Here is a 12834-nt window from a genome sequence, read left to right on the forward strand (position 1 = left end):
CCATCATTGAGGAAACAGATTATGACGCTGAAAGTGGGTTTTATTGGCCTGGGCATCATGGGTAAACCAATGAGTAAGAACCTCATCAAAGCGGGTTACTCACTGGTGGTATCCGATCACAATCCGCAGGCCGTGGCAGAGGTGATAGCGGCTGGCGCTGAGACGGCCACCACCGCGAAGGCCATTGCCGAGCAGTGCGATGTCATCATCACCATGCTGCCAAACTCACCGCATGTTAAAGAGGTTGCGCTGGGTGAGAACGGCATTATCGACGGTGCGAAGCCGGGCCTGGTGTTGATCGATATGAGCTCTATTGCGCCGCTCGCGAGCCGAGAAATCAGCGAGGCGTTAAAAGCGAAGGGCGTCGAGATGCTGGATGCGCCGGTCAGCGGCGGTGAGCCGAAAGCGATCGACGGCACGCTGTCGGTGATGGTCGGCGGTGATAAAGCCGTTTTCGATAGATACTACGACCTGATGAAAGCGATGGCGGGCTCCGTGGTGCATACCGGGGACATCGGGGCGGGTAACGTGACCAAGCTGGCCAACCAGGTCATTGTGGCGCTGAACATTGCCGCCATGTCCGAAGCGCTGACGCTGGCAACCAAAGCGGGCGTCAACCCGGATCTGGTCTATCAGGCCATTCGCGGTGGTCTGGCGGGCAGTACCGTGCTGGATGCCAAAGCGCCGATGGTCATGGATCGTAATTTCAAACCCGGTTTCCGCATCGACCTGCATATCAAAGATCTGGCGAACGCGCTGGATACGTCACATGGCGTGGGCGCACAGCTGCCGCTGACCGCGGCGGTCATGGAGATGATGCAGGCGCTACGTGCCGACGGCCTGGGCACGGCCGATCACAGCGCGATTGCGTGCTACTACGAAAAACTGGCGAAGGTGGAAGTGGCGCGTTAATCACGCCTTGCCTACACCTTAGGGTGACAGCGGCGCGCAAACCCTCTATACTGCGCGCCGAAGCTGACCAGACAGTCGCCGCTTCGTCGTCGTCCCTTTCGGGGGAGACGGGCGGAGGGGAGGAAAGTCCGGGCTCCATAGGGCAGGGTGCCAGGTAACGCCTGGGGGGGAAACCCACGACCAGTGCAACAGAGAGCAAACCGCCGATGGCCCGCGCAAGCGGGATCAGGTAAGGGTGAAAGGGTGCGGTAAGAGCGCACCGCGCGGCTGGTAACAGTCCGTGGCACGGTAAACTCCACCCGGAGCAAGGCCAAATAGGGGTTCACAAGGTACGGCCCGTACTGAACCCGGGTAGGCTGCTTGAGCCAGTGAGCGATTGCTGGCCTAGATGAATGACTGTCCACGACAGAACCCGGCTTATCGGTCAGCTTCAACTTCTTAAAAAACCCCGCTTCGGCGGGGTTTTTGCTTTCTGGGTTCTGCTGGACGGGTAAGCGCAGCGCCGGACAAACGACATCAATTCTCATATTTGCGACATTAAGCACATTTCACTGCTTTTATACCTTTCGTATCGATCCTGTATCTGTAGACGATCGTCATCACAAAATTTCACGCTAAAAAACAGGCGATTTTCAGTATTGATAATTTGTTATGATTGTTACCATAATGATCGCGAAACTTTTCTCGTTTGATATGCATATATTGAAATCAAATACATTTCTCCCGTGAATATGTGACGAATTCCACTCTTTTCCACAAACCTGAAAATTTGCATCGGAAAAATTTAATAAATTGAAAGAATGTTTCAAACAAATAGCGATTATTTATTGGTCTTTAATTGCCTGAAAGATCGTCTTTATTGATTTTTTTAACGCAGGAAAATTTATCAAGGTTATCGCCATAAAATAAATTTATTACTACTGCTTTTATTGATCGATATCAGCGTAATGGTGTGGCTGTATTTATTCATGTTATTGATAATAAATGTATTTTTTGGTTGTCATTGTTCCTGTGAAGCGCGCGAAAAAGCAAATTGTGAGTGACAGCACATACCCCCTTAAACACTATTAGGTAGAATCCGCTCCGTCATAGGGAAATAAGTGCAGAATATTATGAACACTATTATTCTACCGAAAACACAGCACCTCGTGGTATTTCAGGAAGTCATTAAAAGTGGCTCCATAGGTTCTGCAGCAAGACAGCTGGGCCTGACGCAACCCGCCGTCAGCAAAATCATCAGCGATATTGAGTCCTACTTCGGCGTGGAAGTGATGGTGCGTAAAAACACCGGCGTAAAACTCACCGCCGCGGGCCAGGTTCTGCTCTCGTACTCTGAGTCGATCACCCGCGAAATGAAAAACATGGTGAGTGAGATTAACAGCCTGAGTTTCAGCACCGTTATGGACGTCTCCTTTGGCTACCCGTCGCTGATCGGCTTTACCTTCCTGTCTGAGATGATCAAAAAATTCAAGGAAGTGTTCCCGAAAGCACGCGTCTCGATGTATGAAGCCCAGCTCTCCTCTTTCCTTCCGGCCATTCGCGACGGTCGTCTGGATTTCGCTATCGGCACGCTGAGCGATGAAATGCTGCTGCAGGATCTGCACGTCGAACCGCTGTTTGAGTCCGAGTTTGTGCTGGTCGCCAGCAAAACGCGAACGTGCACCGGCCCGACGACACTGGCATCGCTCACGCACGAGCAGTGGGTGATGCCGCAAACCGATATGGGCTACTACAAAGAACTTCTGACTACTCTGCAAGACAACCACATCAGCATCGAAAACATCGTCCAGACCGATTCCGTCGTCACCATTTATAACCTCGTGCTGAATGCCGATTATCTGACGGTCATTCCCCGCGATATGATTGCCCCGTTCGGTTCTGATCAGTTTATTGTGTTGCCCGTGGAAGATGAATTACCCGTGGCACGTTATGCCGCCGTGTGGTCAAAAAATTACAGGATTAAAAAATCGGCGTCAGTATTAGTTGAGCTGGCAAAACAGTATTCGTCGATGAATATCGAAAGACGACGATGAATAATGAGTAATCATTTTAAAAACACCCAGAGCTTATCTCTGTAACGCTCTGATACCCTGACTTTGCCTGAAAAGAATGAATTATTATAACGAGGATATTATGCATATTACCTACGATCTCCCGGTAACGATTGAAGATATTCAGGACGCCAGAAAACGACTGGCAGGAAAAATATATAAAACAGGTATGCCGCGCTCGAATTATCTTAGCGAACGCTGCAAGGGCGAAATATTCCTGAAGTTTGAGAACATGCAGCGTACCGGCTCGTTTAAGATCCGCGGCGCGTTTAACAAGTTAAGCTCGCTGACCGACGCTGAAAAACGCAAAGGCGTTGTCGCCTGCTCCGCGGGAAACCACGCGCAGGGTGTGTCCCTCTCCTGCGCGATGCTTGGCATCGACGGCAAAGTGGTGATGCCGATGGGCGCGCCGAAGTCTAAAGTGGCCGCGACGCGCGACTACTCGGCGGAAGTTGTGCTGCACGGCGAGAACTTCAACGACACCATTGCCAAAGTCAGCGAAATCGTCGAGATGGAAGGACGTATTTTTATTCCGCCGTACGATGACGCCAAAGTGATCGCCGGGCAGGGCACCATCGGTCTGGAAATTCTCGAAGATTTATACGACGTGGATAACGTTATTGTGCCTATCGGCGGCGGCGGTTTAATTGCCGGGATTGCGACGGCAATTAAATCCATCAACCCCACCATTAATATCATCGGCGTGCAGTCAGAAAATGTTCACGGCATGGCGGCATCGTTTCAGGCCGGGGAAATAATGAGCCATCGCGTTACCGGCACGCTGGCCGACGGCTGTGATGTTTCTCGTCCCGGTAATTTACCGTTCGAAATTGTTCGCGAGCTGGTTGATGACATTGTGCTGGTCAGCGAAGACAACATTCGCGACAGCATGATCGCGCTTATTCAGCGAAATAAAGTAGTGACGGAAGGCGCCGGCGCGCTGGCCTGTGCCGCGTTATTAAGCGGCAAGCTTGACCACTATATTCAGGGGCGTAAAACCGTCTGCATTATTTCCGGCGGAAATATCGATCTCTCCCGTGTTTCCCAAATTACCGGCTTCGTTGACGCATAAAGGTGACCTATGAGCAACACAGAAAGCATTATCGTTGGCCAGACAAAAACGTCCTCCTGGCGTAAGTCTGATACCACATGGACCCTCGGCCTGTTTGGTACCGCCATTGGCGCAGGCGTGCTGTTCTTCCCCATTCGCGCAGGCTTTGGTGGATTGATCCCTATTCTGCTGATGCTGGTTCTCGCGTTCCCGATTGCGTTTTACTGTCACCGCGCGCTGGCGCGTTTGTGTCTGTCCGGCAGCAATGTCTCCGGCAACATCACCGAAACGGTGGAAGAGCACTTTGGTAAAACCGGTGGGGTGGTGATCACCTTCCTCTACTTCTTCGCCATTTGCCCGCTGCTGTGGATTTACGGCGTCACCATTACCAACACCTTTATGACCTTCTGGGAAAACCAGCTCCAGCTGCCTGCGCTGAACCGCGGCGTGGTGGCGCTGTTCCTGCTGCTGCTGATGGCCTTTGTTATCTGGTTTGGTAAAGACCTGATGGTGAAGGTCATGAGCTTCCTGGTGTTCCCGTTTATCGCCAGCCTGGTGCTGATTTCCCTGTCGCTGATCCCTTACTGGAACTCGGCGGTGATCGACCAGGTCAACCTGAGCGATATCGCCTTCACCGGTCATGACGGCATTCTGGTCACGGTGTGGCTGGGTATCTCCATCATGGTCTTCTCCTTCAACTTCTCGCCTATCGTCTCCTCGTTTGTGGTCTCCAAGCGCGAAGAGTACGAGCCGGAGTTCGGTAAAGCGTTCACCGAGCAGAAATGTTCCAAAATCATCGGTCGCGCCAGCCTGCTGATGGTGGCCGTGGTGATGTTCTTCGCCTTTAGCTGCCTGTTTACGCTCTCTCCGCAGAACATGGCGGACGCCAAGGCGCAGAACATTCCGGTGCTCTCCTACCTGGCGAACCACTTTGCGTCGATGTCCGGAACCAAATCGACGTTCGCGACGGTGCTGGAATACGGTGCCTCCATCATCGCGCTGGTGGCTATCTTCAAATCCTTCTTCGGCCACTACCTGGGCACGCTGGAAGGGCTGAACGGCCTGATCCTCAAGTTCGGCTACAAGGGCGATAAGAAGAAAGTCTCCGTTGGCAAACTGAACACCATCAGCATGGTGTTCATCATGGGCTCCACCTGGGTTGTGGCCTACGCCAACCCGAACATTCTGGACCTTATTGAAGCCATGGGCGCACCAATCATCGCCTCTCTGCTCTGCCTGCTGCCGATGTATGCCATCCGCAAAGCACCGGCGCTGGCGAAATATAAAGGGCGTACCGAGAACATCTTCGTTACCGCGGTCGGCCTGCTGACCATTCTGAATATCGTTTACAAACTGTTCTAACCCATTGCTCAGGAAGAGCGGAGTCACATGATGATTGAGTTTCCGGTTGTACTGGTTATTAACTGCGGATCGTCCTCTGTTAAGTTTTCGGTGCTCGACGCCAGCAGCTGCGATGCCCTGATGACGGGAATTGCAGATGGGATCAACACCGAGAAGGCCTTTATTTCCGTGAACGGGGGTGAGCCGGCCAGACTGGCTCACCAGGACTACGAAGGGGCGCTGGCTGCCATCGCCCTGGAGCTGGAGAAGCGTAACCTGATGAGCAGCGTGGCCTTAATTGGCCACCGCATTGCGCACGGCGGCGACCTCTTCAGCGAGTCGACCCTGATTACGGAAGAGGTGATCGAGCAGATCCGCCAGGTCTCCCCGCTGGCGCCGCTGCATAACTACGCCAACCTGAGCGGCGTGGAAGCCGCAGAGCGCCTGTTCCCGGGCGTGCAGCAGGTGGCGGTATTTGACACCAGCTTCCACCAGACGCTGCCGCCGCAGGCGTATCTGTACGGATTGCCGTACTGCTATTTTGAAGCGCTGGGCGTGCGCCGCTACGGCTTCCACGGCACCTCTCACCGCTACGTGGCCGCGCAGGCGCATACGCTTCTCGGGCTGTCCCCCGATGACAGCGGCCTGGTGATTGCCCATCTCGGCAACGGGGCGTCCATCTGCGCGGTGCGCAACGGCGAAAGCGTCGACACCTCGATGGGGATGACGCCGCTGGAAGGGCTGGTGATGGGGACGCGCTGCGGCGACGTGGACTTCGGCGCGATGGCGTGGATTGCCCAGCAAACCGGCCAGTCGTTCGAGGATCTTGAGCGCGTAGTCAATAAAGAGTCCGGGTTGCTGGGGATCTCCGGTATCTCCTGCGATTTACGTACGCTGGAGAAAGCCTGGCACGAAGGCAACGAGCGGGCACAGCTGGCTATCCGCACCTTCGTTCACCGCATTGCGCGGCATATCGCCGGGCACGCGGCGTCGCTGCACCGCCTGGATGGGGTGGTCTTTACCGGCGGCATTGGCGAAAACTCGAAGCTTGTCCGCGCGCTGGTGGCGGAACATCTGAACGTGTTCGGCATCCGCCTCGACGACGCCCAAAATGCCCTGCCGGGCAGCGCGGGCGAGCGCGTGATCTCCACCGAGTCGTCCCGCGTGGCCTGCGCGGTTATCCCTACCAACGAAGAAAAAATGATCGCGCTGGACGCCCTCCGTCTTGGGAAGGTTACCCCGGCCGCGGCTTACGCCTGATAAAGCGAGAAACACATGAAAGTAACAATCGATACGGGCGTCGCGCCCTACAGCGACGCATGGGCCGGGTTTCGCGGTGAAGAATGGAAAAACGCCGTCAACGTCCGCGATTTTATTCAGCATAACTACACCCCTTATGAAGGCGATGAAGCTTTCCTCGCGCAGGCGACGCCAGCAACGACGGCGCTGTGGCAGAAGGTAATGGTCGGCATTCGCCAGGAGAACGCCACCCACGCCCCGGTGGATTTTGACACCAACATTGCCACCACCATTACGGCCCACGGGCCGGGCTATATCGACCAGGATCTGGAGACGATCGTTGGTCTGCAAACCGATAAGCCGCTCAAGCGCGCGCTGCACCCGTACGGCGGGATCAACATGATCCGCAGCTCGTTCGAAGCCTATGGCCGGGAGATGGATCCGCAGTTCGAATACCTGTTTACCGACCTGCGCAAAACCCACAACCAGGGCGTGTTTGACGTCTACTCCCCGGAGATGATGCGCTGCCGTAAATCCGGCGTGCTGACCGGTCTGCCGGACGGCTACGGGCGCGGACGCATCATCGGCGACTATCGCCGCGTGGCGCTATACGGGATCGCTTATCTGGTGCGCGAGCGTGAACTCCAGTTTACGGATCTGCAGGGCAGGCTGGAGCGCGGTGAAGATCTGGAGGCCACGATCCGCCTGCGTGAAGAGCTGGCGGAGCACAGGCGCGCGCTGCTGCAGATCCAGCAGATGGCGGCGAACTATGGCTTTGATATCTCGCGCCCGGCGATGAACGCCCAGGAAGCGGTGCAGTGGGTCTATTTTGCCTACCTGGCGGCGGTGAAATCCCAGAACGGCGGAGCGATGTCGCTGGGGCGCACGGCCTCGTTCCTCGATATCTACATTGAACGCGACATGCAGGCAGGAAGGCTGAATGAAGTCCAGGCGCAGGAGCTGATCGACCACTTCATCATGAAGATCCGCATGGTGCGCTTCCTGCGCACGCCGGAGTTTGACACGCTCTTCTCCGGCGATCCGATCTGGGCGACGGAAGTGATCGGCGGCATGGGGCTGGACGGACGCACGCTGGTGACCAAAAATAGCTTCCGCTATCTGCACACGCTGCACACCATGGGGCCTGCGCCGGAGCCGAACCTGACGATCCTCTGGTCTGAACAACTGCCGATCGCGTTCAAGAAATACGCCGCGCAGGTGTCGATCGTCACCTCTTCGCTGCAGTATGAGAACGACGATCTGATGCGTGCGGACTTCAACAGCGACGACTACGCCATTGCCTGCTGCGTCAGCCCGATGGTGATCGGCAAGCAGATGCAGTTCTTTGGCGCGCGCGCCAACCTCGCCAAAACGCTGCTGTACGCGATCAACGGCGGGGTGGACGAGAAACTGAAGATCCAGGTCGGCCCGAAAACCGAGCCGCTGCTGGACGACGTGCTGGATTACGACACCGTGATGGCGAGCCTCGATCACTTTATGGACTGGCTGGCGGTGCAGTACATCAGCGCCCTGAACCTCATTCACTACATGCATGATAAGTACAGCTACGAAGCCTCGCTGATGGCGCTGCACGACCGCGACGTCTATCGCACCATGGCCTGCGGCATTGCCGGACTGTCGGTGGCCGCAGATTCCCTGTCGGCCATTAAATACGCCACGGTGAAGCCGGTGCGCGACCATACCGGACTGGCGGTCGATTTCGTGATTGAAGGGGACTATCCGCAGTATGGCAACAACGACGACCGCGTGGACAGCATCGCCTGCGACCTGGTGGAGCGCTTTATGAAGAAAATTCAGGCGCTGCCAACCTACCGCAACGCGGTGCCAACCCAGTCGATCCTGACCATCACCTCCAACGTGGTTTACGGTCAGAAGACCGGGAACACGCCGGACGGACGCCGCGGCGGCACGCCGTTTGCGCCTGGCGCGAACCCGATGCACGGCCGCGACAGAAAAGGGGCCGTGGCCTCGCTAACGTCGGTGGCCAAGCTGCCGTTCACCTATGCGAAAGACGGGATCTCCTACACCTTCTCCATCGTGCCGCAGGCGCTGGGCAAGGACGAGCTGGTGCGCAAAACCAACCTGGTGGGGCTGCTGGACGGGTACTTCCATCACGAAGCGTCCATTGAGGGCGGGCAGCATCTGAACGTCAACGTCATGAACCGGGAAATGCTCCTCGATGCCATTGCGCATCCCGAGAATTACCCGAACCTGACGATCCGCGTGTCAGGCTATGCGGTGCGTTTTAACGCCCTGACGCGCGAGCAGCAGCAGGATGTGATTTCGAGGACGTTTACGCAATCTATCTGATGACATTCAGGTCTCATGCCCCCTCAACGCAGGGGGCATTTTTTTTGCCCGCTAAACATACAAAATTGTTTATATAATTACTCACACATATTCATCCGCTCTTGAAAAACAATACGCCTGCTTTTCCCTATCACAGCATGTAAGGACAGTAAGATGATGAAAATGACCCGTATTGCGCTGGTCGCCGCCTCGCTGGCAGTGTGCAGTTTTACGGCAAAGGCCGCGAACGTTGAGGCTGCCCCGTCTCCCTCGCAGGATCCGCTGGTACAGCACCTGAAGCTCAGCAATGAGCAGGTTAAGAAGATTGAAGATCTGCATAAGCAGTTGGAACAAAATGTCAGCAAAATCCCGATGACGGGAGTGAAGGACGGCGCGCTGATTGACATGTTCCAGGCGGGTAAATGGGACGAAAGCACGGTGAAAAGCCAGCTTGCTGCCTTTAGCAAAATTGAAGAGCAGACCCGCTATTACCGCGTGAAATATTACTTCGACGTCAGCCAGGTGTTGACGCCGGAACAGCGTAAGCAGATTAGAACCGATATGGCTAACGCGCTGGCAGAGTGATTTCGTACGTCGCATACGGCGCCGGATGATTCTCCCGTGGCTCGACCGGTTCCCTCTCCCACTGGGAGAGGGTTAGGGTGTGAGTATTTTCTAAACCGGCAAATCAATCAGCAGCGCGCGCAGCGGCGTATCCGCCACCAGGGTGATATTCGCTTCATCACGAATAAACGCCCCGTCGCCGCAGGTGAGCGCTTCTTTCTCTTCCGTGTGCGTCACCGCATGTACCGTACCGTGAATAGACTGTAAATAGGCGCGCGGGCCATGAAGCTGGAAGCTCGCCTGCTCACCTTTCTTCAGTTCGATATGGTGCAGCCACACCTGCTGGCGCAGCTGCAGGCTACCTTTACTGCCGTCCGGCGATGCAATCAGCTGCTGCTTATCGCCCGTTAAATCTAACTTCTGTACCAGCGGATTTTCACGCTCGGGGCAGGCGTCCAGCCACAGCTGCATACGGGTCAGCGTTTTATCTTTGCTGAGGTTATGTTCGCTGTAGCTGATGCCCGGCTGCGTGGAAATTAACAACGCTTCGCCAGCCTTTGCCTGGACATGATTGCCCTCGCTATCGCGGTATTCTGCCTCGCCTTCCAGGATCAGGTTCAGGATATCGACTTTCGGGTACGTACGCGGCTGGAAGGAGGCACCCGGGGCGAGCACTTCCTGATTCAACACGCGCAGTGAAGCGTAACCGAGGAGTTTAGGGTCAAAGTAGTGTCCAAAGGAAAAGGTGTAGCGGGCCTGCAGCCAACCGAAATCGGCTTGTCCGCACTGTTTAGCTGTTCTTGTCGTAATCATAAACTTGACCTCTCTTTACACTAAAACAATGGTAAAGGTATGGACGCTGCATTGTTAGCCAGATATTCTGCCCGGTATGTTCAAATTTCCTGAATGAGAACGAGATGGCTAAAGAGAGAGCATTGACGCTTGAGGCGCTTCGCGTCATGGACGCGATTGACCGGCGCGGCAGTTTTGCGGCGGCGGCAGATGAGCTGGGGCGCGTTCCGTCTGCGCTAAGCTACACCATGCAGAAGCTGGAGGAAGAGCTGGACGTGGTGCTGTTTGACCGCTCCGGTCATCGAACAAAATTCACCAACGTGGGGCGAATGCTGCTGGAGCGCGGCCGCGTGCTGCTGGAAGCGGCGGACAAGCTCACGACGGACGCCGAAGCGCTGGCGCGCGGCTGGGAAACCCATCTGACGTTAGTTACCGAAGCGCTGGTGCCGACTGAAGCGCTGTTCCCGCTGGTGGACCGCCTGGCGGCGAAGGCCAATACGCAGTTGTCAATCATCACCGAGGTGCTGGCAGGCGCGTGGGAACGTCTGGAGACGGGCAGGGCGGATATTGTGATTGCGCCGGACATGCACTTCCGTTCCTCATCGGAAATCAACTCGCGCAAGCTCTACAGCGTGATGAACGTCTATGTTGCCGCACCCAATCACCCGATTCACCAGGAGCCGGAGCCGCTCTCTGAAGTGACGCGCGTGAAGTATCGCGGCGTGGCGGTAGCGGATACCGCGCGCGAGCGTCCGGTGCTGACGGTGCAGCTGCTGGATAAGCAGCCTCGCCTGACGGTGACCTCGCTGGAAGACAAACGGCAGGCGCTATTGGCCGGTCTGGGCGTGGCGACCATGCCGTACCCGTTTGTGGAAAAAGACATTGCTGAAGGGCGGCTGCGCGTTGTCAGCCCGGAATATAGCCACGAGGTGGATATTATTATGGCGTGGCGCCGTGACAGCATGGGCGAAGCCAAATCATGGTGTTTACGCGAAATTCCGAAGCTTTTCACGCAATACAATAAATAAAATCGTAATTTGTAGGCCCGGTAAGCGAAGCGCCACCGGGCTTTTTTTATGCGCCGATTTTCGGATCCGGACCAAAGCGGTTTTCGCCCGGCGTCCCGCTCTGGCAGTTGAAAATTAAAATCACGATCCAGCCAATAATCGGGATCAACAGCAGCAGTAACCACCACGCTGAACGATCGGTGTCGTGCAGTCGACGGAACAGCACCGCCCATGATGGCAGCAGGACTAACAGGCCATAAATGGTAGTCAGCACGCCTTCACCGCCAGCCCGCTCCCAGCCAAGAATTTTATCCACAATACCCAGCACCATAATGAGAATGAAGTTCACCAGAACGAACATCCAGTACTCTTTCCGGCGGGCACGACCACCAAATCCAATGTAGTTACGCAGTACTTTTAAATACCAGTCCATTTTCCTTGCCTCATTAGTCAGTCAATCACTTGTTTTCTAAGCGATCGAGGTAAGGATAGATGGAGATTGTGAATTAAAAAAGGGCATCTGTTGATGCCCTTAATATTTAGCCAAATCGGACGTCGCGCCCGTGAGGTTCATCCAGATCCTGCCACGGCCCAATGGAGATAATACCCGTCGGGTTGATGGTTTTGTGGCTGCGGAAATAGTGGGTGCGGATATGGTCGAAGTCGACCGTGTCGGCAATACCCGGCATCTGGTAGATGTCGCGCAGGAAACCATGCAGGTTCAGGTAATCGCTGATGCGGTGCTTGTCGCACTTAAAGTGGGTGACATAGACCGGATCGAAGCGAACCAGCGTGGTCCACAGGCGAATGTCCGCTTCCGTCAGGCGATCGCCCGTCAGGTAGCGATGCTGGCCCAGGATCTGCTCGAGACGCTCAAGCGATTCAAACACCTTTCCGACCGCTTCGTCATACGCTTCCTGGCTGGTGGCGAAACCGGCCTTGTAGACACCGTTGTTGACGTTGTCGTAAATCCAGCTGTTCAGCTCGTCAATTTTCTCACGCAGCTCAACCGGATAGTAATCTCCGGCGCGGGCGCCGTGCGCGTCAAACGCGGTATTGAACATGCGGATGATTTCCGCAGACTCATTGCTGACAATCGTCTGGTTTTTCTTGTCCCACAGCACCGGCACGGTAACGCGCCCGGTGTAGTGAGGATCGGCGCGCAGATAGAGCTGGTAAAGGAAATCGTGGTGGTAAAGATCGTCGCCGGTCGCCGCGGGGAAATCACTGTCAAACGTCCAGCCGTTTTCCAGCATCAGCGGGTTCACGACCGAAACAGGAATTAAGGATTCGAGACCTTTAAGCTTGCGCACAATCAGCGTGCGGTGTGCCCACGGGCAGGCAAGCGAAACATAAAGATGATAACGGTCTTTCTCAGCCGCGAAGCCGCCTTCGCCGCTCGGGCCTGGCGCGCCGTCGGCGGTCAGCCAGTTACGGAAGGCCGAAACTGAGCGCTTGAAGCGACCTCCGGTGGATTTGGTGTCATACCAGACATCCTGCCATACGCCGTCTACGAGTTGTCCCATTTTTTCCTCCGTCAGATAGCAAAAGCGAGGAGATATCTCCT

Annotated in this window: 11 protein-coding genes and 1 other RNA gene; 9 read left to right on the forward strand and 3 right to left on the reverse strand. The window is 55.6% G+C overall.

The annotated features are described in order from the left end of the window. Window positions 1-21: 21 nt before the first annotated feature. The 8 genes from garR (at window position 22) to ACJ69_RS19995 (ending at window position 9489) form a co-directional block, all read left to right on the forward strand. The gene (gene garR, locus ACJ69_RS19960) at window positions 22-912 is read left to right on the forward strand and encodes a 2-hydroxy-3-oxopropionate reductase (protein WP_029739654.1); all 891 of its coding nucleotides are present in this window, start codon (window positions 22-24) and stop codon (window positions 910-912) included. Window positions 913-971: 59 nt separating this feature from the next. Next, an RNA gene (gene rnpB / locus ACJ69_RS19965) (RNase P RNA component class A) lies at window positions 972-1348 on the forward strand. A gap of 676 nt (window positions 1349-2024) precedes the next feature. Beyond that, window positions 2025-2945, forward strand: a complete 921-nt coding sequence (gene tdcA / locus ACJ69_RS19970) for a transcriptional regulator TdcA (protein ID WP_008501504.1) — start codon at window positions 2025-2027, stop codon at window positions 2943-2945. A 100-nt stretch (window positions 2946-3045) separates the two neighbouring features. Continuing rightward, the gene (gene tdcB, locus ACJ69_RS19975; RefSeq protein WP_029739655.1) at window positions 3046-4035 is read left to right on the forward strand and encodes a bifunctional threonine ammonia-lyase/L-serine ammonia-lyase TdcB; all 990 of its coding nucleotides are present in this window, start codon (window positions 3046-3048) and stop codon (window positions 4033-4035) included. Between the two features lie 9 nt (window positions 4036-4044). Further along, window positions 4045-5376, forward strand: coding sequence for a threonine/serine transporter TdcC (gene tdcC, locus ACJ69_RS19980; RefSeq protein ID WP_029739656.1), 1332 nt, complete (start codon window positions 4045-4047; stop codon window positions 5374-5376). A 30-nt stretch (window positions 5377-5406) separates the two neighbouring features. Next, on the forward strand, window positions 5407-6615 hold the full coding sequence (tdcD, locus tag ACJ69_RS19985; RefSeq protein WP_059347854.1) for a propionate kinase: 1209 nt from the start codon (window positions 5407-5409) through the stop codon (window positions 6613-6615). A gap of 15 nt (window positions 6616-6630) precedes the next feature. Continuing rightward, a complete protein-coding gene (gene pflB / locus ACJ69_RS19990) occupies window positions 6631-8925 on the forward strand; it encodes a formate C-acetyltransferase (RefSeq protein ID WP_059347593.1) in 2295 nt (764 codons plus the stop codon). Window positions 8926-9078: 153 nt separating this feature from the next. Then, the gene (locus ACJ69_RS19995; RefSeq protein ID WP_029739658.1) at window positions 9079-9489 is read left to right on the forward strand and encodes a Spy/CpxP family protein refolding chaperone; all 411 of its coding nucleotides are present in this window, start codon (window positions 9079-9081) and stop codon (window positions 9487-9489) included. Between the two features lie 90 nt (window positions 9490-9579). Here the strand turns inward: ACJ69_RS19995 and ACJ69_RS20000 are convergent, their stop codons facing one another. Continuing rightward, window positions 9580-10281 carry a pirin family protein gene (locus ACJ69_RS20000; RefSeq protein WP_023309295.1) on the reverse strand — a complete coding sequence of 234 codons (702 nt, stop codon included), beginning with the start codon at window positions 10279-10281 and terminating at the stop codon, window positions 9580-9582. 104 nt (window positions 10282-10385) lie between these two features. Here ACJ69_RS20000 and ACJ69_RS20005 point away from each other — a divergent pair, with 104 nt between their 5' ends. Then, window positions 10386-11288 (forward strand): LysR family transcriptional regulator, encoded by a 903-nt coding sequence (locus ACJ69_RS20005; protein ID WP_029739659.1) that lies wholly within the window; start codon window positions 10386-10388, stop codon window positions 11286-11288. A gap of 46 nt (window positions 11289-11334) precedes the next feature. Here ACJ69_RS20005 and ACJ69_RS20010 read toward each other — a convergent pair whose 3' ends face one another. Further along, window positions 11335-11700 (reverse strand): DUF805 domain-containing protein, encoded by a 366-nt coding sequence (locus tag ACJ69_RS20010; RefSeq protein WP_029739660.1) that lies wholly within the window; start codon window positions 11698-11700, stop codon window positions 11335-11337. A gap of 106 nt (window positions 11701-11806) precedes the next feature. Continuing rightward, window positions 11807-12793 (reverse strand): glutathione S-transferase family protein, encoded by a 987-nt coding sequence (locus tag ACJ69_RS20015; RefSeq protein WP_054830056.1) that lies wholly within the window; start codon window positions 12791-12793, stop codon window positions 11807-11809. Between the last annotated feature and the right edge of the window lie 41 nt (window positions 12794-12834).

Origin of the sequence: Enterobacter asburiae (assembly GCF_001521715.1) — a bacterium.
GTDB lineage: Bacteria > Pseudomonadota > Gammaproteobacteria > Enterobacterales > Enterobacteriaceae > Enterobacter > Enterobacter asburiae.

Coding starts and splice junctions, on each gene's coding strand:
- garR (WP_029739654.1), top strand. CDS start 22: ATGACGCTGAAAGTGGGTTTTATTGGCCTGGGCATCATGGGTAAACCA.
- tdcA (WP_008501504.1), top strand. CDS start 2,025: ATGAACACTATTATTCTACCGAAAACACAGCACCTCGTGGTATTTCAG.
- tdcB (WP_029739655.1), top strand. CDS start 3,046: ATGCATATTACCTACGATCTCCCGGTAACGATTGAAGATATTCAGGAC.
- tdcC (WP_029739656.1), top strand. CDS start 4,045: ATGAGCAACACAGAAAGCATTATCGTTGGCCAGACAAAAACGTCCTCC.
- tdcD (WP_059347854.1), top strand. CDS start 5,407: ATGATTGAGTTTCCGGTTGTACTGGTTATTAACTGCGGATCGTCCTCT.
- pflB (WP_059347593.1), top strand. CDS start 6,631: ATGAAAGTAACAATCGATACGGGCGTCGCGCCCTACAGCGACGCATGG.
- ACJ69_RS19995 (WP_029739658.1), top strand. CDS start 9,079: ATGATGAAAATGACCCGTATTGCGCTGGTCGCCGCCTCGCTGGCAGTG.
- ACJ69_RS20000 (WP_023309295.1), bottom strand. CDS start 10,281: ATGATTACGACAAGAACAGCTAAACAGTGCGGACAAGCCGATTTCGGT.
- ACJ69_RS20005 (WP_029739659.1), top strand. CDS start 10,386: ATGGCTAAAGAGAGAGCATTGACGCTTGAGGCGCTTCGCGTCATGGAC.
- ACJ69_RS20010 (WP_029739660.1), bottom strand. CDS start 11,700: ATGGACTGGTATTTAAAAGTACTGCGTAACTACATTGGATTTGGTGGT.
- ACJ69_RS20015 (WP_054830056.1), bottom strand. CDS start 12,793: ATGGGACAACTCGTAGACGGCGTATGGCAGGATGTCTGGTATGACACC.